Raw genomic sequence first — 18,855 nt, forward strand, 5'->3', positions numbered from 1 at the left:
GCGTCACTTCAATCAGCAACTCCGTTCCAAACCCCGCTTCAGGCAGCCAGAAGGACAACGGACGCAGACGACTTAGCGATCCAGTTGGGTTAATCGCGTCGATCGAGAGTCGATCACTATCGTTTCAACCGCGATTGCCTTGATTGTGTTCATCACGGACTTTCTCACCCAGACAGCCTCGGCGCCCTATGCCTTGTCGCTCGTGTTCTCGGGAGCTGTAGTGATCGCCAGCATCATTCCCCTGGGTGCTGCCCGTTCACAGGCGGACTTCACCCTGGACGACATGAAAGCTCCGAGGGCCATGTTCGAACGCCTTCCAGACTGGGGGAAACGAGCCAGCTGGGCCCATCAGAACAGCTTCGAAGCGTTCAGCCTGCATGCTCCAGCAGCACTTCTAGCCCTGATCGCCGTGCTGCAAATCGGAGAGCTTCAGGGCCTTGCCATCCCCGCAGCTCTGCTCCAGCCCGTGCTGCGTCTGATTTATTTGCCGGCCTATGTGGCTAATGTTCCGCCCCTGAGAGGACTGTGCTGGGCCGGTGCTCTGCTTTGCACCGGAATCCTCTACATCGAAGGAGTCAGAGCTCTACTAGCTGCCTAATCCTTGCCTTGCTGGAATTGCTTCAGAGCAGCCAGCAGTGAAGCAGGTGACTGAGGATCGACCATCAGCACGCTGCCGGCCGGCGAGTCAGCCATGCGCTGCCCCATGGCCATCCAGTTTTCAGCCAGCATCAGCCGTACTGCCTCTTCCGCTTCCGGGCTCTCAGACAGTGCCCTGGCCATGACGCGTGCCGCTTCGGACTTCGCTTCAGCCATCACACCTTGCTGCTTCGCCTGGGCTTCGGCCTCCAGCAGAATTGCCTCCTTCTGGGCACGTGCGTCAAGCACGAGAGCCTCCGCACGGCCACGCGCCTCATTCAACTGGGCTTCCTTTTCTCCTTCGGAACGCAGAATCGCAGCGCGCTTCTCCCGTTCGGCAGTCATCTGAGCCTCCATCGCTTGCTTAACGCCGGGCGAAGGATTGATGTCGCGCATTTCAACGCGAGTCACTTTCACACCCCATGGATCGGTGGCCTCATCAAGCTCCTTCAACAGCAGCTCATTCACCTCACTGCGAGTGGTGAAGGTCTGGTCGAGATCCAGCTTGCCCATCTCGGCACGAATCTGGGTTAACACCAGATTCACCATCGCTGCCTGCAGATTGTCCACTGCGTAATACGCCTGGGAATGCTCGAGCAACTGCCAGTACACCACCGCATCGACCTCGATGGAGACGTTGTCTCGCGTGATGCAGAGCTGGGGGGGGATATCCAGAACCCGTTCCTTGAGCGACTCATGACTCACCACCCGTTCGACAACGGGAATCACGACAGAGAGCCCAGGCTGCAACTCACGGTCGAACTTGCCAAGCCGCTCGACGAGACGCGAGCGGCCTCCGCTGGTGACCTTGACGCTGCCACTTCCCAGAAGTGCGATCAGGATCAGTGCAGGCAGGCTCAGCAGCGCTTCCATGACGAATAGATGTCTGAAGCGACGCTAGTCCCCAAAGTGAGGGGAAGCAGCCACCAGACATGCCACCTCTTTGGAGTCCTTTGATCTGGTTGCTGTTGGCTGGTGTTCTGCTGGTGGTGGAGCTGGTGCAGCCCAGTTTCGATGGCTTGATGTTTGGCGTCTTCGCCGGTCTTGTCGTGTCCGTACTGACAGCCTTGCTGCCGCTGCAGGTTTGGATTCAGATCTTCCTGTTCATTCTGATCACAGTGCTGGGAACGCTTTGGCTGAGCAAGTGGTCTGCGCAACGCAATCCACGGCCCGGAGGGCGACTGCTGAAAGACAACACAGCCGAGGTCCTGGCCCCGATTCAGCCCGGAGGAGAAGGCAGGGTTCGCTGGCATGGCCAGAGCTGGGCTGCCAGTTCACTGGATATCGAGACTCCTCTGCAGGCCGGAGATCGCGTGCTTGTGATCAGCAGGGAGGGAACCAGGCTCCAGGTTCTGCCAACCCCGCCTTCGCCTTGAACATCAGTCAAAAAAGAGCAGGCTGACCACCTTGCCCATGTCTTCGGCATTACGACAGCTGGCAAGCAATGTCTCGCTGTCATGGAAAGCCAGGCAAATCAGTTGGTCACAACGACTGATGATGTCCTGGTTGCAGAGGCTGCTGGCCATCGGCAAGGGCAGATCGTCGTGTTCGGGCTTTTCAATCAGGTGCAGAACCGTCTCCAACTGATCACGGATCTCTGGCCCTTGGCGACTCAGACTCTGCGGCAGAAGCACCGTGAGCTTGGAGGCATCCACAGCCAGGACGCCTCGAATTACGGCTGCATTGACCCCCTGCGCACCTGATGTGACGAGAGAGTGGCCTTCCTGAGCAAGCGATCGGGCGATCAGCTCGATCAGGTGGATGGCGACCACGGGAACATGACGACTTCCGAGGATGGCAATCCTCCTTGCTCCCTTGTCTTGGAGCAAGGCCAATTCCTGGGCAAGGGTGTCGACCCTGTCCATTGCAGGAAGATCAAGGGATCGGCTCAATGACTACCTGCGAGCGTTCCTAGACGCTAGCAGCGGTGAACCCTGTCGGGACCATCACTTTGAGCCGATCACAAGGTGTTCCAGTCCCACGGCACTGAGCAGGTCTGCAAGCCGGCAGTGTTCTTCCACAAGACGGAAGGCATAAGTCGCTTTCACCGCTTCGTGCAGTCGAACGTGACCGAACGCCTGCTCGATCACTTCAACGGTCCCGAGTGTGTCCTGCTCGACCTTGAGCAGGGGAACTTCCAGTTCATCCGCTCGACTGATCAACTGAGGGAGTGGATCTCCAGCACCGGTCAAAATCAGACATTGCGTGGAAGCCTCCAGGGCTGCCAGCTGGATATCGGTGCGATCTGCTCCTGTCACCACAGCCATGTTGCGGCGGCGGCGGAAGAACTCCATTGCTGAATTCACATTCATCGCCCCGATGCTGAGAGTCTCCACCAACAGGTCGAGCTTCTCTCTGCAGCAGATCACCCGAGCATCGAGGCGACGCACGAGTTCTCCCACCGTGACGCTGCGCAGTAGAGGAGAACGGGGCATCACACCAAACACCTTGATGCCAAGCGCCTGAAGAGACGGCACGACATCACGTTCCAGGCTTTCCACATCATCAGGAGTGACTGCGTTCAGCACCACCCCGCGGAGTCGATCACCGAGCTGCTGGCTGGCCGCCAGCAACGCATCGACGCTGCGACTGTCTTCCCAAAGATGCACGAGCACCACCGGTGCGTCGAGATCGCGGGCCAGTTGCACCAAACTCAGGCCGTAGAGCAAACCCTCATGGAGATTGCCGGCGGCTTCCAGCAGGGTGACACTGTTTTCTGACTGCTCAAGACTGGTCCTGAGTTGCTCAAGACCTTCTCCAGCAGCCAAGGTTCCCTTCGCAAGCCGTTGCTGTGCAGTCTCGGGAGATAGGAGATGCAGAGAGGGGATTAGGTCCTGATGAGGAAGACCGAGGGTCTCTCCGACGAAACGGACATCGTCATCAATTAACGGCGAAGGCGGAACGCCTTGATCAGACTCCCAGTCCAGACTTGTGGCAAGCGGTTTTCCAAAAAGAACCCGAATGCCGACCGAGCGCAGATGCCTTGCAACCCCGAGCACTAGGGCGGACTTGCCGCTGAAGGGTTCACAGGATCCGATCAGCAGCGTTGAGCCCATCAGGGAGATCTGAGGTTAATTCCCACAATTTAAGGGGAACCATCCTCCTCGATCTGCTCGAGCAACAACCACTGCCAGAAGCTGTCCGGCAGATCCTGACGGCCAGCTTCCACAACTTGCATCAGCCAATCGAGCAGTTGATGCGCAGGGCATTCGAACGGATACAGCTGATCACCCTGTTCCTGAAATCGCAACTCACAGCGGCACGTCTGCAGCGGGGCATTGGCAGGACTCCAGGTCAGCAGGTATCGATGGGGCTGAGAACCACTGCGGATACGCTCGCCATCGAACTGGCCGAGGGGCAGTTGTTCAAGAGCATGCCTGAGGGACTGCTCTCGACGAAGCCCCCCGCAATAAGGAGCGAACAGCGCCAGTTGAGCGTCACTGGACGGACTGGACAACGTCATACCGTCGAGCTGTTCCAAGCATGCACCAGTTCACCGCCATGGCCCAGCCTTTGCGAAGGACCTCCGACTCAAGCTCCATGGCAGAGACCTGGTCAGGTCGCAGGGTGGGAATCACTGGAGCAGGAGGTGAACTGGGTCGTGCACTCACGCGCCGACTCAGACAAAAGGGCGCCTGGGTCGTTGCTCTGAGTCATCGCCCTAAGCCAACGGAACTGAACAGTCTGACCGGACCACAGGAGTGGGTTTGCTGGAACTGCGGAAAGGAAGAGGAACTCGATCCCACCCTGAGGGGTCTCGATCTACTTGTGCTCAACCACGGCATCAACCCCGGAGGCGACCAGAGCCCCGAGAGCCTAAACAACGCACTTGAGATCAATGCCCTCAGCCAATGGAGGCTTCTGCAGCGCTTTGAGCAGCTGGAGAGGAACCTCCAGCAAGACTCATATCCACCGGAACTGTGGGTGAACACATCGGAAGCCGAGATCCAACCGGCCCTGAGCCCTGCTTATGAACTGAGCAAGCGCTTGATCGGCCAACTCGTCAGCCTGCGCTGGAGTGCGCCGCGTCAGCAACGGACCAGGCTGCCGACCCTACGCAAGCTGGTGCTCGGTCCGTTCCGTTCTGACCTCAATCCGATCGGTGTGATGTCAGCTGATTTCGTGGCAGGTCAGATTCTTTGGCAAGCCGACTTGGGACTGCCACTGATCATCGTGACCCCCAATCCACTTACCTTGCTGGCGATGCCTTTGGTTGAGCTGGGACGGTTGACCTACAACCGACTGTTGTGGGCTAATCGCCACGATCCGTGAGGATCTCGCATCCGTCGGATGTCACGACAATCGTGTGTTCCCACTGCGCGGACAGGCTGCCATCGCGGGTGACCACAGTCCAGCGGTCCTTGAGCGTGCGACAGGCTTTGCTGCCGGCGTTCAGGATCGGTTCCACAGCCAGGGTCATGCCAGGACGCAACTTCACGTTCGGCAGAACGTCCGTTCGGAAGTTGAACACGGAAGGTTCTTCGTGGAGATTGCGGCCAACACCATGACCCGTGTAGTCCTCCACCACACTGAAACCACCTTCATGGACACGATCCTCAACGGCTCCAGCGATATCGAGCAGCGTGTTCCCCGAGCGGATCTGAGCCAATCCGGCCATCAATGATTCCTGAGCCACCTTGCTGAGGGCTGCCGCCTGATCACTGACCTCTCCCACACAGATGGTGACGCAGCTGTCGCCGTGATAGCCCTCGTAAAAGGCTCCCGTGTCCACTTTGAGCAAATCGCCGGCATGAATCACCTTCCTGTTGTTGGGGATGCCGTGCACCACCTCATCGTTGATGCTGGAACAAATGCTGGCGGGGAACCCGTGGTATCCCTTGAAACTTGGGGTTGCTCCCATTTCCCTGATGCGCCGCTCGGCATGGGCATCCAGATCGGCGGTGGTCTGACCGGGCTCGACCATCTCCATGATTTCCCGGAGCACAGTCGCCACGATGCGACTGGCCTTGGCCATGATTTTCAGCTCTCTCGCCGACTTGATCTCCACTCCCCGACGCTGCTGGATGCGCGGGCCTGTGGCAGTCACGCTGCCGGTTTTGGTTGAAGCAAGCAGATCAGCGAACAAGTTCATCGGTGATTCCTTCGGGCAGTCCCGACGTCCTGCTGTCACGCTATCAATGGTGACGAGCTAATGCCGGTGGCTCTCTGGATGGCACGACTGCGGCGCTGGCACAGCAGGGTGGCGCCTTTGGTTCTTCTGCCGTTGATGACCACAGTCATCACAGGTCTGAGCTACCGGGTGGCGCGCGATTGGTTCGGAGTGAGTCGAGACAGCGCCCACTGGCTGATGAGCCTGCATGAAGGGGAATGGCTGGGACCGCAGCTTGAACCCGTCGTGGTTGTTCTCAATGCACTGGGAGTGCTCTGGATGTTGATCACCGGGGGAGGAATGATGTTGCAGTCCTGGAGAAACGCTTGGAAGAAACGCTCAGTAGACGGCGGGCCGGCAGGGTAAGCTGGTTGTTTGGCGTGATTACCCGGAGCTGGGATGGCAGCGGACCAGAAAGACACATCTGCACAAGACAGCGCAGACGTCACAAGCACTGAGAACGAGTCCCCGAAGACTGCTGCTCCAGCCGCAAAGAAGGCTGCACGCCTCAAACCTGCTGAGCTGATCAGAGAGTTTGAGCAAGCGCAGCAGAAAACCGACCTTCCCGACATCTATGTCGGGGACACTGTTCGTGTCGGCGTTCGCATCAGCGAGGGCAATAAGGAACGCGTCCAGCCCTACGAAGGAGTGGTGATCGCCAAGCGTCACGGCGGGGTCAATCAGACCATCACGGTCCGTCGGATCTTTCAGGGCATCGGCGTTGAAAGAGTCTTTATGCTGCATAGTCCTCAAGTTGCCTCCATCAAGGTGGAGCGCCGCGGTAAGGTACGTCGGGCGAAGCTTTTCTATCTGCGGGAACGGGTGGGCAAGGCCACCCGCGTGAAGCAGCGCTTCGATCGCTGAGGCTTAGGCCTCGTTCAATCCAATGCCATCGCCTTTGTGATGGTCGAGGGGCCCATCGCCTTGCGCCGTTAGTTCAGTTGGTAGAACGCAGGTCTCCAAAACCTGATGTCGGGGGTTCAAGTCCTCCACGGCGCGTCCGATGGCCCCTTCTGCAGTTTCCTAGTTTCGAGCATGGAGTTGGATCTTCAACCTGGTGATGTGGTCAAGGTCCTCGAATCAGCCGCCCTCGGCTGGGTTCGTGCCCGTGTCATTCGCGTCAAATCCGGAGGACGTGTGGTCGTGCAAAGCGACCAGGGCCGTGAGTTCACTGCCCGTGGCAATCAAGTTCGCTTAATTGAGCCTGCAGGTTTCCGTCCCTGACCAAGCTGAATTCATCCCTTCATGGGATCACTGAGGCCGGTGGCTGCTGCCACCGGTTTTTTATGGCGTCCGCGGGTGTGCTGTCGGCATGAATCGTTGTTGGTGGTTGAGCAAAGATTCAAGTCCGATTCAGAACGCTGCCAGAGCTTGAAAAAGAACCCATGCTCTGCATGCCATCGACACGAGGGATCCATTGAGCGGAATCTGAAACACGAACGGATCGCAACGGCTGGTGGCAATCCAGGCGTGGTGGGTTCTGAAGCCAGTTGTTCAGAACCCGACCAACGCGCTTATTGACGGAGGGCAGGGCAACAGTCGATACTTTCGATGTCGCGCGAGCGACACAGATCAGATTCCAACGGACGAGCACCGTCGATCTGAATCCGATCTGGGACCGTAGTTCAACCGGTTAGAGCACCGCCCTGTCACGGCGGAAGTTGCGGGTTCGAATCCCGTCGGTCCCGTTCTTCATCCCGAGCCCCGCAATGGTGCGTGTTCGTCTGGCCCCAAGTCCAACGGGCACTCTCCACATTGGAACGGCGAGAACAGCGGTCTTCAACTGGTTGTTCGCGCGACACCAGAAGGGTCAGTTCCTGCTGAGAATTGAGGACACTGACAAGGAGCGCTCCAAGCCGGAATTCACCGCGAACATCCTCGATGGACTGGCCTGGCTAGGCATCGACTGGGATGAAGATCCCACGATTCAGAGCGAGCGGGTCAACGAGCATCGCGCTGCCATCCAGCTGTTGCTCGACCGCGGCCTCGCCTATCGCTGTTACGCCAGCGAAGAGGAGCTCGCAAGCATGCGAGAGGCCCAGAAAGCTCAGAACAAAGCACCTCGCTACGACAATCGACATCGGCAGCTCACGGCCGAGCAGGAGGCGTCGTTCCAAGCCGAGGGCCGTGAAGCGGTGATCCGCTTCCGGATCGACGACAGTGAAGAGATTCAGTGGCGTGACCTTGTCCGAGGGCCAATGCATTGGCGCGGAGCTGATCTCGGCGGTGACATGGTCATTGCCCGACGTGCTCCAGCCGATCAGATCGGAGACCCTCTTTACAACCTTGTGGTGGTGGTCGATGACGCGTCCATGGCGATCACGCATGTGATCCGAGGCGAGGACCATATTGCCAACACCGCCAAGCAACTTCTGCTTTACCAGGCTCTCGAGCTAGCCGCGCCGGTCTTTGCCCACACCCCGCTGATCCTCAATGCCGAGGGACGCAAACTCTCCAAGCGTGACGGCGTCACATCGATCAATGATTTCCGGTCCATGGGTTACACGGCGGAAGCGATCGCCAACTACATGACCCTGCTGGGCTGGTCCGTTCCCGAAGGCATGGGGGAACGCTTCACCCTCCCGCAGGCAGCCGAGGTGTTCAGCTTCGATCGAGTGAACAAAGCAGGTGCGCGTTTCGACTGGGACAAGCTCAACTGGCTCAATGCACAGGTTCTGCATGGCCTCACACCGCAGCAACTGCTGGATGACATCTCGCCGCTCTGGAGAGAGCAGGGATGGAACCTGCCTGAGGACGTGAGCTGGGGCCTGGCTTTATGCGAACTGCTCGGCCCTTCTCTCACCCTGCTGAAAGACGGCATTGACCAGGCACAACCCTTTTTTGTTTGCCCTGAGCTTGAGGACGATGGCCTCAAGCAACTGGAAGCCGATGGAGCCAAGGTCGCGATCGGTCAGCTTTTGGAATCACTGGAGAGTGATCCATGGGACGGCAGTGACACCGCAGAGGCTCAGTCACTGCTTGCAGATGCCGCAAACAAAGCCGGCGTAAAAAAGGGCGTTTTGATGAAATCGTTGCGTGCTGCTCTACTAGGCCGTCTCCAGGGGCCGGATCTGATCACGACCTGGTCATTGCTGGCCAGGATCGGGCAAGACCTGCCCCGGCTCAAGCGCTGCCTCACCTGACGCCTCAGGCTCGGATTGAATCAAACCCAAAACGCGTGCCAGGGGTTGGGCTGTCAGACCCTGGAATCCCACAGTCATCAGGATCGTAAGGAACACCAGACCCTGAAGTCGTCCTGCGCCGAGAATCCCGGCCTGCTCAAGACGAATCGAAAACAGGGATGCCACGGCGGCCGTGACAATTCCTCGCGGCGCCAGCCATCCCATGAACAGGCGTTGGCGCCAGTCCAATGGCAATCCAATCGTGGCCACGCCCACTGCCGCCGGACGCACCAGCAGCATCAGGACCAGAACACAACTGATACCTCCCCAACCCAGCGGACTGAGTTCAGCCCACGACACATCAGCCGCCAGCAGCGGGAACAGCATGGTGATCGCCAATCTGGCCAATTCGCGGATCAGCTCGTCGAGCTGTGCCGCCTGTGTTGAGGGACGACGGCCCACCACAACGCCTGCAGCGACTGATGCCGGCAAACCGGACTCGGGTAACAGCCATTCGCAAATGGCAAACATCAGAAACAGAACGCCAAGGGTCAACTGCAGCCGTAAGCCCACGGCATGCTCTGAAGGCAAACGTCTCAACAGCTCCGCCAGCAGCCATCCAACCGCAACTCCGATCAGTACCCCACCACCGAGGCGCGACAGCAGACCAATCGCAAGACCTCTCCAGCCGTAGAGATCGCCAAGCAACAGCTCAAGCAGCAGCAGCGCCAGAACGGCTCCCACAGGCTCGAGCACCAGTCCCTCCGCTTCGAGAACATCCCCAAGGGGAGGAGCCAGGCGAATCTGTTGCACGATTGGCGTGACCACCGTGGGCCCCGTTCCCAACACGATGGCGCTGTAGACGGCAGCTACGGACCATCCCAGTCCGGCCAGCCAATGCGCTGCCAGGATTCCCGCACCCAGCGACAGCAACAAACGCAGCACGGAAATCCGCAACACGGTCGCCTTGATGGTGTCGCCGGGCAAGCGCAGATTCAGCCCTCCATCAAACAAAACGAGACTGACAAGCAGGCCAACGGTTGTCTCAAGCCCCTCTCCCAGGTCCAGAGGCTCCACAAGGCCGAGGCCAGAACGTCCAATCAGCAGTCCTGACAACAGCAACAGCACCACCCCTGGCAGTCCTGACAGGGCGGCGAGCAATCGCGCACCGGCCCCGGCAAACACCGTGATGCCCCAGAGCAGTCCGAGCCTCTCAGGCGTCATCGATGGATGCGAATTGCGGTTCCACACGCACGCCGATGATCGCTTCGGGACGGATCACCAGATATTCCCCTTCGAGATCGCCGAGTGGGATGTTGACGAAAGCCTGACCACTCCCGCCGTTAACCAGACCCTGATACCACTCTTGGAATGTCTCGAGAGTCGGGAAATGCACCACCTCTGTTTGACCTCCCGAGAGATGAAGCGAAATCTTGTAGCGGCGAGGGGTGCGTGTCATCAGCGAACCGTACAGGCCCAGGGGAAAAGCTGGCTCCCCGCAGCCATATAGAGCGGGTGACGAGGTTGCCCGCTGCGGGTGGTTCCGATCACGAGAGGAGGAGCCCCCTGCAGACGCACAGCCAGAGCCTTGGCGAGCATCAGCAGCACCTGCTGATCACGGCAGTGCAGGGAGCCCGACGCACCCCAACCCAACCAGAGGTCGCAGGTGGGTGAGCGGGACCATCTCTCAAACCAGCGCGTCAGCACGTGGTCGGAATGCTGCCCCACGGGATCACTGCAACGACGCAAAGCCGTTGGGGATGCTGAGATCCTCCCGAACAGATTGAGGACCACCAGCTGGTGATAGCCCCAGTTTCGAGCAAAACCCTGAAGTCGCCTCAGCGTGGGGTCATCACGACCAGCATCGGCCAAAGAAGGATTGAGACCAACAAACAGGAGCTCCCTGCAGGGGTCAGTCTGCGACGGCCTGCGGATTGAACGACGCAGCACCCAGCGGTAATGGCCACAGGGGCTGAACGCAACATCAGCCGTTGAGCAGGGCAAGTGCAGCTTCAAGAATCCTGCCGCTGGCTCGACCATCTCCGAAGGGGTTCACAGCCCTGGCCATCTGTTCATAGGCCTTCGGATCATCGAGGAGGCGTGAAGCCTCACGGGCAATCGAGTCACTGTCGGTCCCGATCAATCGAGCGGTGCCGGCATCCACAGCCTCGGGGCGTTCAGTCGTGCGACGCAGCACCAGCACCGGCTTTCCCAACGCAGGGGCTTCCTCCTGGAGGCCACCGGAGTCGGTGAGTAAGAGTGTGCACCCTTTCATCGCAGCGACCAGCCGGTCGTAGTCCAGAGGCTCGCTCAGGACCACCCTGGGATGGTCGCCGAGCAAGGCACGCAGAGGCTCGCGAACCGTGGGATTCCGATGCAGGGGCAATAACAGAATCGTGTCCGGATGACTGTCAAGCACCTGAAGCATCCCCGCGGCGATGCTGTTCAGTCGCTCACCCCAGTTCTCGCGGCGATGGACCGTGGCCAGAATCACGCGCTGATTGGCCCAGTCGATGGGCAGATCAGAGAGTGCCGGTGCCTGCTCAGCCATGCGCAGCAGCGCATCGATCACCGTGTTACCAGTGACCATCACACGACCAACCACACCGGAGGCGTTCAAGTTGGCTTCCGAGCGCTCCGTGGGAGCGAAATGCAACTGGGCAACTTGGGAGATCAGACGGCGATTGGCCTCTTCTGGGAAGGGGTCTAAAAGATTGTCTGTTCGCAGACCGGCCTCCACATGGCCAACCGGAATCTGCTCATAAAAGGCAGCTAGGGCTGCTGCGAAGGCCGTGGTGGTGTCTCCCTGAACAAGCACCAACCCCGGGGGGAACGCCTGGAAGTCATCGCGGAGGCCCTGAAGAGCCGCGCAGGTCACATGGGTGAGGGTCTGGCGCGGCGCCATCAGATCAAGGTCCTGATCGGCCTTCAACTGAAAGAGATCCATCACCTGCGTGACCATCTCACGATGCTGTCCAGTCAGAACCACCCGTGTTTCGAGAGCTGAACAGCCTCGAAATTCCTGAATGACTGGGGCAAGCTTGATGGCTTCCGGGCGGGTGCCAAGGACGATGGTGACGCGGGGCCTGGCAGCCATAAACCGTGTGTTAATGGAGAAATCCTAAGCGGGTTTCACACACCTCCCAGCAAGCGTTCACTTGCCATTAGCCCAGCTTTGGCGAAGCTGATCGAAGACGTCCAGAACTTGTGTGAGCAAGCCGATCTTTCCACCGGGCTTTCCCACTGGTGCCGTCTCCACACCAGGGCATCCATCACCAGCAGCCGCAGCGATCAGCGACGCGAAGGATGAGGCGCCCAGCCTGGAGCAAATTGTGCGCATCGCCCATGACAAAGGACATTCAGACGTTCATCTTGGCGTCGGTGAACGTCCTCGATACAGGGCCCGGGGCGAGATGCTGACGACTGAGTGGCCCTGCTCAACTCAGCAAACCTTCCAACGCTGGCTGAAGGAAATCCTGACCCCGCAGCAGATCGATGATTTCCATCAGATCAAGGAATTCGATGGGGCCCATGCGTTTCCCTTCGTGCGCGTGCGCATCAACCTTCTGGACTCTCTGCGTGGGCCAGCGATGGTTCTACGGCTCATTCCCCAGACGATCCTGACCCTTGAGCAACTCAAACTGCCCGATGTTCTACGTGAGCTGTCCTCACGCCCCAAGGGTCTCGTCCTGATCACCGGCCCGACCGGATCCGGGAAAAGCACAACGCTTGCGGCGATGATCGATTGGATCAATCGAAACCAGAATCGACACATCCTCACCATTGAGGACCCGGTCGAATTCGTGCACACAAGCCAGCGGTCACTGATCCGACATCGGGAGGTCGGACTGCACACCCTGAAATTTCACAACGCTCTGAAAGCGGCACTGCGTGAAGATCCCGACGTCATCCTCGTCGGTGAGATCCGCGACCAGGAAACACTGAGTACAGCGCTGGAGGCCTCTCAAACCGGGCATCTGGTGTTTGGAACACTGCACACCAACTCCGCGGTCAAAACCGTGGAGAGGGTGCTCGGCATGTTCCCGCCTGAGGACCAGGAGAGCGTGCGGCGTTCTCTGTCGGAGTCTTTGCTCGGTGTGATCTCACAGGGTCTGATTCGCACCACGGATGGAAAGCGGGCGGCCTTCCATGACATCCTGATCAACACGGAGGCCTGCAAGGACTACATCCAGCGGGGAGCCCTGGATGAAGTGGAAGAAATCATGGAACGAAGTGGTTTCGACGGCATGATCACCGCCAATCAATGCCTGCAAAATCTTGTGGAAGAGGAGAGAGTCGAAGCGGACCAGGCTGTGGCTCAGAGCCTGAAACCGAATGAACTGGCTCAGGCCCTGAGGGGACGGGGGTAATGATCACACCCTGCCGTCAGGCGGCAGGCATACCAGTGGTTGAAACCCTGATCACAAACAGAGTTGCAAGCGCAATCGATAAACCGAGCATGGCCAGGCGGCCATTCCAGATTTCAGCCTGGGGCGTGAATCCCCTGCGCCAGGCATTCAATTCACCGGAATCAACCTCCTCAACGTTGTTCTGCTGGCGCGTCTCGGCCTTGATCGACATCACCGGAGTGCAAGTCGCGACACCCTATGCAGTGAACCTCAGAAAGGCGGATTCGATTGATACAGGGGAGCGCAGTTTTCGAGAGCCCAGCGTGCTGAAACGCCTAGAGCCAAAGAGCTGGAGATCGCTTCGGCGTTCAGCCGCCCAAGGGCAGCAGCCCCCACCATTGCGGCGTTGTCGGTGCAGTAGCTCAGCGGCGCTAGGTGTACATCAACCCCCTGTTCAGCACCTCTTCTATTCATGCATTCACGCAACCGTTGATTGGCCGCCACTCCACCCACCATCACCAGTGTGGACAGGCCGAGATCAGAGCAGCATCGGAGGCTGCGATCGACCAACACATCCACAACAACTTGCTGGAAGCTGGCGGCCAGATCAGCCAGGGGAAAGGGTTCGTCCCAACAGCGACAAGCCTCCACCTGACGAAGCATCGCCGTTTTCAGGCCGCTGAATGAGAAGTCGTAGGGGTAGAACCCACCTCCGGGTTTTGAAACTCGGCCTTTCGGCAAGCTGAAACGGCTGACATCCCCCTGAACGGCAGCGGCCTGGATCGCAGGCCCTCCTGGGTATGCAAGTCCCAACAGACGGGCGACCTTGTCAAAGGCTTCCCCAGCGGCGTCGTCATGACTGCGACCGAGGCGCTCCAACACTCCCGTCGCATCGACGTGAATCAGTTCCGTATGTCCGCCGCTCACCAGTAAAACGAGATAGGGCGGCGCTGGCGGGGATAACGCCAGCCGAACCGAGGCCAGATGGGCTTCGAGATGGTGAATGGCGATGAACGGCCGGCGATGAAGCGCTGCCAGGGTGCGGCCCGTCACGGAACCCACCATCAAGGCCCCGACCAGACCTGGAGTGACAGTGGCTGCCACCGCATCCAGATCGCTGATCGACAGTCCCGCTTCATTGAGCGATTGCTCGATCAAGTGGGGGAGGGCTTCCACATGCCGACGTGAGGCGATCTCCGGCACCACGCCGCCCCATTGGGCGTGCTCCTCGATCTGAGACGCAATCCGATGCGACAGAACCCTCAGGCGACCGACGCTGTGCTCCACAACAGCCGCGGCAGACTCGTCACAACTTGTTTCGAGGGCTAGGACCTTGGCCATGCAGGTCAACAGCCTCCACTACTGTCCATTTGATACATCCTGCCTCTCCAGGGCAGGTTCAACAGGAACCGTTCCGATGCGTCGTTTCTTCGCCCTCGCGCTGTCGGCCCTGCTGGTATTCGGCTTCGCACCGGTCGCCAGAGCTGATGTTGCAGGACTGACTCCCTGTTCTGAAAGTGCACGATTCCAGCAACGTGCCAGTGCAGCCTCAACGCCACAGGCTGTCGCTCGCTTCAAGATGTACAGCAAGGCCTCCTGCGGTGAAGATGGTCTTCCTCATCTGATCGTTGACGGTCGCTGGAACCATGCTGGTGATTTCGTGCTTCCCGGGCTGATGTTCCTATACATCACAGGAACCATTGGCTGGGCTGGTCGTGACTACCTCAAAGCCATTCGTGGTCGCAAGGACCAGAACATGCTCGAGATTCAGCTGGACATGAAATTGGCCTTGAACTCTGTTGTCAAAGCAGCAACATGGCCTGTTGCTGCCATTGCAGAGTTCAACAGTGGCAAGCTGACTGAAAGTGATTCGAAAATCACAGTTTCACCCCGCTGATTAAAAGATCTCATCTCTCTGAACTGTTCAACGATGAAAAAATTTCTCTCCACTGCACCTGTGGTTGCCGCCATCTGGTTCACGTTGACTGCGGGCATCCTGATCGAGTGGAACAGATTCTTCCCAGACCTGCTGTTCCACCCGCTCTGATCGCTCAGGCCTCGGCAAGCTCCATCAACCGCTCTAGATCCATCAGAGCGGTTTCCAGGTCATCGTTGATGACAACAGCATCGAATTCCTGCTGAGCTTGGAGTTCAGTTCTGGCGCGATCCAAGCGCTTCGCAATCGCGGCTTCCATCTCGGTGCCGCGGCCGCGGATTCGTTGTTCGAGCTCTTCAAAACTTGGAGGTGCAAGAAAGATTTGCAGAGCTTCAGGGAAGCTACGACGCACCTGACGAGCACCTTCGAGTTCAATTTCCAGCAAGACAGGAGTGCCTAGCTCAAGTCTCTCCGTTACCGGTTGCTTGGGTGTTCCGTAGCAGTTGCCGGCGAATTCAGCCCACTCCAGCAACCCTCCCTCGCTGACCAGTTGGTCAAACGATTCACGCGAGTGAAAGAAGTAATGAACACCATCCTGTTCACCCTCTCTTGGAGCACGGGTGGTGGCGGAAACCGAAAGCCAGAGCTGGGGATGACGCTCGAGTAGGCGTGCCACCAGAGTCCCTTTGCCAACGCCGCTTGGGCCTGTGAGCAAAGCGAGCCTGGCGCGGCGGTCGATCGTTGCCATGGCTTGTGTGCGGTCAAGCAGCAGGGTAGGAAGGCACCCCAATCGAAAGGCCACCCGTCAGCGATGGCGAAGAGCACGCTTCAGGTGATGGACCTCACCAGCCTTCGGGCGGTGCTGGCAGATCTGCGAGCACAGATCATTCCAAGTCGCTTTGAAAAAGCACAACAACCCAATCAGCAGAGCCTGCAGCTGGGCTTCAGAACCCTCAAGGGAATGGTCTGGCTGGAACTCAGCTGGCAGGCAGACGCCGCCAGATTGGTTCAGATTCCACCACCGAGTCGGATTGGAAGTGGCAGCACTCTGGCTCAACAGGTTCAACACGGACTCAGGCAGCTGGCCCTGGTGGACCTGGAGCAGCGAAACTTTGAGAGGGTTGTGCTGTTTCATTTCGCTCCACGCCCTGGCGAGGTGAGCGTGCGCACTTTGGTCCTGGAGCTGATGGGACGTCACAGCAATGTGCTGCTGCTCGATGACCAGAAACGGATCACCGCCATTGCCAGGCAGGTCAGACAGCACCAGTCACGGGTCCGTCCGCTCAGCACTGGGGACCCCTATCTCCCACCACCGGCACTGCAGAGCCTGCCGCCAAGCTGCGAGGAACCGTTCGAACAATGGCGGCGCAGACTGACCTTGGTGCCGGTCGGTCTCGGCAAAGCGCTGCGCGACACCTATCAAGGCATCAGCCCCGCGCTAACGAAGCAACTCATCAACTTCTCCTCGAAGGATCAGGCACCGATACCGCTCTCAGCCAGCACTCCTGTCGAAGAGATCAGCGACAAGCAATGGCAATTGCTTCATACGCGCTGGAGGCGATGGCTGAACCAACTCAGTTGTGACGACTTCATCCTTCAGCTGGATGAGGCTGGCGGCTATCGCGTCTGGAACGACCCGGCCGACTCATCGAGCAACAGCGAATCACTCAGCCTGCGTCTAGGGCTCTATTACCGGAAGCATCTCAACGAGCGACAACTGCTGAAAGAAAGCCAGGACCTGCAACAACTTCTGGAACAGAGCCGACAACGAGAACAGGCTCAGCGCCTCGAGCAGGTCCAGCGGCTGAAGGCCACTGGCGGCGCCGATGATCTGCAACGTCAGGCCGATGCCATTCTCTGTCAGGCCGCTCCTGACAGGGGAAGCATTGAGCAGGCCCAGAAGCTTTACCAACGGGCGAAGCGACTGCGCAGGTCCATTCCCTTAATCGAAGAGCGACTGGTCCACCACGATCAACGCCTCGCACTAATTGACGGCAGCGCAGGCTTTCTGGCAGACCTGATGCAGGCGGACTGGGACGAGGCCGGCGACCGCAACCAACAATTGCTTGAGCTGAAGGTTGAACTGGAGGAACTGCTCACCCCTCGCCGTCGCCGTCGCCGTAGCGGTCCGCCACCGGGGCAACCTCAGCCACTGGAGATCCGCTCACAGCATGGACTGGTGATTCAGGTGGGGCGTAACCACCGCCAGAACGAATGGATCAGCCTGCGTCAAGCTCGTGCAGGGGACCTCTGGTTTCACGCGCAGGAGTGTCCAGGCAGCCACGTGGTGCTGAAGGCCTCAGAAGCGGCCGCTGGCGAACCAGACCTGCAGCTTGCGGCAGACCTTGCCGCCTGGTTCAGCCGGGCGAAAGGCAATCGACGTGTGCCGGTGGTCATGACTGGAGTGGAACATCTACAGAGAATCCCGGGCACTGCTCCAGGAACCGTGAGACATCGTCAAGCCGAGTTGGTCTGGGCGGAACCGGACCGTGCACAGAAAGCCCTTGAAGCTTGGGAACCCCTAGCCTGACACCAGCAAACTGCTCGCTCACCTCTGACGCCGATCACGCCTGAAGAGTCCCCGAAGCTGTCACCGCCGCCGCCGATTCGGATCGGAGTTCAGGCCGGTCCCCCCAACGACGTGGAAATGCCTCTGGTCGACCACCTGGAGGAGCTTCGTCAGAGAGTGCTGCGCAGTCTTGCCGCAGTGGTTGTCTGTGCCTTGGCCTGCCTTGTGGCGGTGCGTCCTCTGGTCAGAATTCTGGAAGAGCCTGCTGGTTCGATCCGCTTCCTGCAACTGGCTCCTGGCGAATTTTTGTTCGTGTCGTTCAAAGTTGCCGGCTATGCAGGACTCACGCTGGCACTGCCCTACGTGCTGTATCAGGGGCTGGCCTTTGTTCTGCCAGGCCTGACCCAAGGAGAGCGCCGGTTGATTGCGCCGTCGGTAGCTGGATCAGCCGTTCTGTTTCTGGCCGGCCTTGCCTTTGCCTGGTGGGCTCTAGTGCCTGCTGCGCTGAATTTTCTCGTCAGCTACGGCGCCGATGTTGTGGAGCCCATCTGGTCGATTGAGCGCTATCTGGACTTCGTGCTCTTGCTGATGCTGTCGACGGGACTGGCCTTTCAGCTGCCTGTTCTGCAGCTTCTTTTGGGAGTCTTCGGCCTGGTCAACTGGCAACGCATGCTTTCAGCATGGCGCTGGGTCGTGTTGATCTCAGCCCTTGCCGGCGCTGTCCTGACGCCGTCGACAGACCCGGTCACCATGTTGCTGCTGGCTGGGGCGATCACCGCTCTGTACCTGATCGGAGTGCTTCTTGTCGCAGCGGTTCAACGGTTCAGAGCAGAAACTCCTCCAGAGTCCCCTCCCCCTGCAGCTGCAGACTAAGCGCCTTTCCAAGTCGCGGCTTGTCCCGCGTCGTGAGCAACCAGTCCCGGACAGTCTCAGCTTCCCCCAGTCGATTCACAATTTCCAAGACTTCCGCGAGATGAGCCCGGTAGTCAGGCTCATCCAATGGGAAGGACTGTTGCTCGAGATAGGCCCACATGACCTGGAAGTACATCCGTCTGCGCCTGGTGACCAGCTGCAAGTCGTAGCTGGCTTGCCAGCGAGAGCGCAAAAGGTCGATAACTTCATCGACGCTCAGAGGGCGCGACTCCAGCGGGGAGGAGTGATCAGTGCGCACTGAACAAGACCTTGAACATCAATGAAAATCCAGTCTCCGCAAAGTGTGACATGACCTAATAGAGCCCATAATGGGCCCCATC

26 protein-coding genes and 2 tRNA genes are annotated in these 18,855 nt (G+C 59.0%); 14 read left to right on the forward strand and 14 right to left on the reverse strand.

Features of this window, described 5'->3' with window-relative positions:
* Window positions 1-145: 145 nt before the first annotated feature.
* Complete coding sequence (locus SynMITS9220_RS09625; protein WP_255483289.1) at window positions 146-598, forward strand: MAPEG family protein; 453 nt, start codon at window positions 146-148, stop codon at window positions 596-598.
* Here the strand turns inward: SynMITS9220_RS09625 and SynMITS9220_RS09630 are convergent.
* Window positions 595-1,509, reverse strand: a complete 915-nt coding sequence (locus SynMITS9220_RS09630; RefSeq protein ID WP_067092857.1) for an SPFH domain-containing protein — start codon at window positions 1,507-1,509, stop codon at window positions 595-597. The two genes, SynMITS9220_RS09625 and SynMITS9220_RS09630, sit on opposite strands and share 4 nt — an antisense overlap.
* Window positions 1,510-1,568: 59 nt before the next feature.
* Between SynMITS9220_RS09630 and SynMITS9220_RS09635 the strand changes: the two genes are divergently transcribed.
* Entirely contained in the window at window positions 1,569-2,012 is a 444-nt protein-coding gene (locus SynMITS9220_RS09635) for an NfeD family protein (protein WP_186988912.1), read from the forward strand.
* A gap of 3 nt (window positions 2,013-2,015) precedes the next feature.
* Here the strand turns inward: SynMITS9220_RS09635 and SynMITS9220_RS09640 are convergent, their stop codons facing one another.
* From SynMITS9220_RS09640 to ebsA, 3 genes are all read right to left on the reverse strand, one after another.
* On the reverse strand, window positions 2,016-2,501 hold the full coding sequence (locus tag SynMITS9220_RS09640; protein ID WP_255483032.1) for a DNA-protecting protein DprA: 486 nt from the start codon (window positions 2,499-2,501) through the stop codon (window positions 2,016-2,018).
* A gap of 81 nt (window positions 2,502-2,582) precedes the next feature.
* Window positions 2,583-3,692, reverse strand: a complete 1,110-nt coding sequence (locus tag SynMITS9220_RS09645) for a phosphotransacetylase family protein (RefSeq protein ID WP_186988914.1) — start codon at window positions 3,690-3,692, stop codon at window positions 2,583-2,585.
* 29 nt (window positions 3,693-3,721) lie between these two features.
* Window positions 3,722-4,099 (reverse strand): type IV pilus biogenesis protein EbsA, encoded by a 378-nt coding sequence (gene ebsA / locus SynMITS9220_RS09650; RefSeq protein WP_186988916.1) that lies wholly within the window; start codon window positions 4,097-4,099, stop codon window positions 3,722-3,724.
* A 20-nt stretch (window positions 4,100-4,119) separates the two neighbouring features.
* Here ebsA and SynMITS9220_RS09655 point away from each other — a divergent pair, with 20 nt between their 5' ends.
* On the forward strand, window positions 4,120-4,908 hold the full coding sequence (locus SynMITS9220_RS09655) for an SDR family oxidoreductase (protein ID WP_186988918.1): 789 nt from the start codon (window positions 4,120-4,122) through the stop codon (window positions 4,906-4,908).
* Here the strand turns inward: SynMITS9220_RS09655 and map are convergent.
* Window positions 4,889-5,728 (reverse strand): type I methionyl aminopeptidase, encoded by an 840-nt coding sequence (gene map / locus SynMITS9220_RS09660; RefSeq protein WP_115125094.1) that lies wholly within the window; start codon window positions 5,726-5,728, stop codon window positions 4,889-4,891. The genes SynMITS9220_RS09655 and map overlap by 20 nt on opposite strands.
* Before the next feature lie 60 nt (window positions 5,729-5,788).
* On the opposite strand from map, the gene SynMITS9220_RS09665 reads away from it, so the two are divergent.
* The 4 genes from SynMITS9220_RS09665 (at window position 5,789) to SynMITS9220_RS09680 (ending at window position 6,970) form a co-directional block, all read left to right on the forward strand.
* Window positions 5,789-6,112: a peptidase gene (locus tag SynMITS9220_RS09665; RefSeq protein ID WP_082824963.1), complete on the forward strand. Its 324-nt coding sequence runs from the start codon at window positions 5,789-5,791 to the stop codon at window positions 6,110-6,112.
* A gap of 33 nt (window positions 6,113-6,145) precedes the next feature.
* Window positions 6,146-6,610 (forward strand): 50S ribosomal protein L19, encoded by a 465-nt coding sequence (gene rplS, locus SynMITS9220_RS09670; protein WP_186988921.1) that lies wholly within the window; start codon window positions 6,146-6,148, stop codon window positions 6,608-6,610.
* A 62-nt stretch (window positions 6,611-6,672) separates the two neighbouring features.
* A tRNA-Trp gene (locus tag SynMITS9220_RS09675) sits at window positions 6,673-6,745 on the forward strand.
* Window positions 6,746-6,781: 36 nt separating this feature from the next.
* A complete protein-coding gene (locus SynMITS9220_RS09680) occupies window positions 6,782-6,970 on the forward strand; it encodes a hyperconserved protein Hcp (RefSeq protein WP_006043540.1) in 189 nt (62 codons plus the stop codon).
* A gap of 11 nt (window positions 6,971-6,981) precedes the next feature.
* On the opposite strand, the gene SynMITS9220_RS09685 is transcribed toward SynMITS9220_RS09680, so the two are convergent.
* The gene (locus SynMITS9220_RS09685) at window positions 6,982-7,164 is read right to left on the reverse strand and encodes a hypothetical protein (protein ID WP_186988923.1); all 183 of its coding nucleotides are present in this window, start codon (window positions 7,162-7,164) and stop codon (window positions 6,982-6,984) included.
* Between the two features lie 196 nt (window positions 7,165-7,360).
* Between SynMITS9220_RS09685 and SynMITS9220_RS09690 the strand changes: the two genes are divergently transcribed.
* Both SynMITS9220_RS09690 and gltX read left to right on the forward strand, forming a co-directional pair.
* A tRNA-Asp gene (locus tag SynMITS9220_RS09690) sits at window positions 7,361-7,434 on the forward strand.
* A gap of 21 nt (window positions 7,435-7,455) precedes the next feature.
* On the forward strand, window positions 7,456-8,889 hold the full coding sequence (gene gltX / locus SynMITS9220_RS09695) for a glutamate--tRNA ligase (RefSeq protein WP_186988925.1): 1,434 nt from the start codon (window positions 7,456-7,458) through the stop codon (window positions 8,887-8,889).
* Here gltX and SynMITS9220_RS09700 read toward each other — a convergent pair.
* Genes SynMITS9220_RS09700 through wecB form a run of 4 tightly spaced genes read right to left on the reverse strand, consistent with a single transcriptional unit; the run spans window position 8,833 to window position 11,965 of the window.
* Window positions 8,833-10,092: a sodium:proton antiporter gene (locus tag SynMITS9220_RS09700; RefSeq protein ID WP_115125098.1), complete on the reverse strand. Its 1,260-nt coding sequence runs from the start codon at window positions 10,090-10,092 to the stop codon at window positions 8,833-8,835. The genes gltX and SynMITS9220_RS09700 overlap by 57 nt on opposite strands.
* Window positions 10,082-10,327 (reverse strand): hypothetical protein, encoded by a 246-nt coding sequence (locus SynMITS9220_RS09705; protein ID WP_067092835.1) that lies wholly within the window; start codon window positions 10,325-10,327, stop codon window positions 10,082-10,084. Before SynMITS9220_RS09705 ends, SynMITS9220_RS09700 begins: the two co-directional genes overlap by 11 nt.
* Entirely contained in the window at window positions 10,327-10,884 is a 558-nt protein-coding gene (locus SynMITS9220_RS09710; protein WP_255483033.1) for a DUF1643 domain-containing protein, read from the reverse strand. The genes SynMITS9220_RS09705 and SynMITS9220_RS09710 overlap by 1 nt, the downstream gene beginning before the upstream one ends.
* The gene (gene wecB, locus SynMITS9220_RS09715; RefSeq protein WP_186988929.1) at window positions 10,853-11,965 is read right to left on the reverse strand and encodes a non-hydrolyzing UDP-N-acetylglucosamine 2-epimerase; all 1,113 of its coding nucleotides are present in this window, start codon (window positions 11,963-11,965) and stop codon (window positions 10,853-10,855) included. The genes SynMITS9220_RS09710 and wecB overlap by 32 nt, the downstream gene beginning before the upstream one ends.
* A 112-nt stretch (window positions 11,966-12,077) precedes the next feature.
* Between wecB and SynMITS9220_RS09720 the strand changes: the two genes are divergently transcribed.
* Window positions 12,078-13,238, forward strand: coding sequence for a type IV pilus twitching motility protein PilT (locus tag SynMITS9220_RS09720; RefSeq protein WP_186988931.1), 1,161 nt, complete (start codon window positions 12,078-12,080; stop codon window positions 13,236-13,238).
* A 16-nt stretch (window positions 13,239-13,254) separates the two neighbouring features.
* Here the strand turns inward: SynMITS9220_RS09720 and SynMITS9220_RS09725 are convergent, their stop codons facing one another.
* A complete protein-coding gene (locus tag SynMITS9220_RS09725) occupies window positions 13,255-13,449 on the reverse strand; it encodes a high light inducible protein (protein ID WP_186988933.1) in 195 nt (64 codons plus the stop codon).
* Window positions 13,450-13,487: 38 nt separating this feature from the next.
* Window positions 13,488-14,558, reverse strand: coding sequence for a tRNA (adenosine(37)-N6)-threonylcarbamoyltransferase complex transferase subunit TsaD (tsaD, locus tag SynMITS9220_RS09730; protein ID WP_186988935.1), 1,071 nt, complete (start codon window positions 14,556-14,558; stop codon window positions 13,488-13,490).
* Between the two features lie 76 nt (window positions 14,559-14,634).
* Between tsaD and SynMITS9220_RS09735 the strand changes: the two genes are divergently transcribed.
* Window positions 14,635-15,114: a Photosystem I reaction center subunit III gene (locus SynMITS9220_RS09735; RefSeq protein WP_067092821.1), complete on the forward strand. Its 480-nt coding sequence runs from the start codon at window positions 14,635-14,637 to the stop codon at window positions 15,112-15,114.
* Window positions 15,115-15,147: 33 nt separating this feature from the next.
* The gene (psaJ, locus tag SynMITS9220_RS09740) at window positions 15,148-15,264 is read left to right on the forward strand and encodes a photosystem I reaction center subunit IX (protein WP_066905917.1); all 117 of its coding nucleotides are present in this window, start codon (window positions 15,148-15,150) and stop codon (window positions 15,262-15,264) included.
* Between the two features lie 4 nt (window positions 15,265-15,268).
* Here the strand turns inward: psaJ and gmk are convergent, their stop codons facing one another.
* A complete protein-coding gene (gene gmk / locus SynMITS9220_RS09745; protein ID WP_186988937.1) occupies window positions 15,269-15,841 on the reverse strand; it encodes a guanylate kinase in 573 nt (190 codons plus the stop codon).
* Between the two features lie 63 nt (window positions 15,842-15,904).
* Here gmk and SynMITS9220_RS09750 point away from each other — a divergent pair, with 63 nt between their 5' ends.
* Both SynMITS9220_RS09750 and tatC read left to right on the forward strand, forming a co-directional pair.
* Window positions 15,905-17,623, forward strand: a complete 1,719-nt coding sequence (locus tag SynMITS9220_RS09750) for an NFACT family protein (RefSeq protein ID WP_186988939.1) — start codon at window positions 15,905-15,907, stop codon at window positions 17,621-17,623.
* A 117-nt stretch (window positions 17,624-17,740) separates the two neighbouring features.
* A complete protein-coding gene (tatC, locus tag SynMITS9220_RS09755; protein ID WP_115125179.1) occupies window positions 17,741-18,475 on the forward strand; it encodes a twin-arginine translocase subunit TatC in 735 nt (244 codons plus the stop codon).
* Here tatC and SynMITS9220_RS09760 read toward each other — a convergent pair.
* A complete protein-coding gene (locus tag SynMITS9220_RS09760; RefSeq protein WP_115125103.1) occupies window positions 18,426-18,773 on the reverse strand; it encodes a DUF3067 family protein in 348 nt (115 codons plus the stop codon). The genes tatC and SynMITS9220_RS09760 overlap by 50 nt on opposite strands.
* Window positions 18,774-18,855 lie beyond the last annotated feature (82 nt).

The organism is Synechococcus sp. MIT S9220 (assembly GCF_014304815.1).
Lineage (GTDB): Bacteria > Cyanobacteriota > Cyanobacteriia > PCC-6307 > Cyanobiaceae > Synechococcus_C.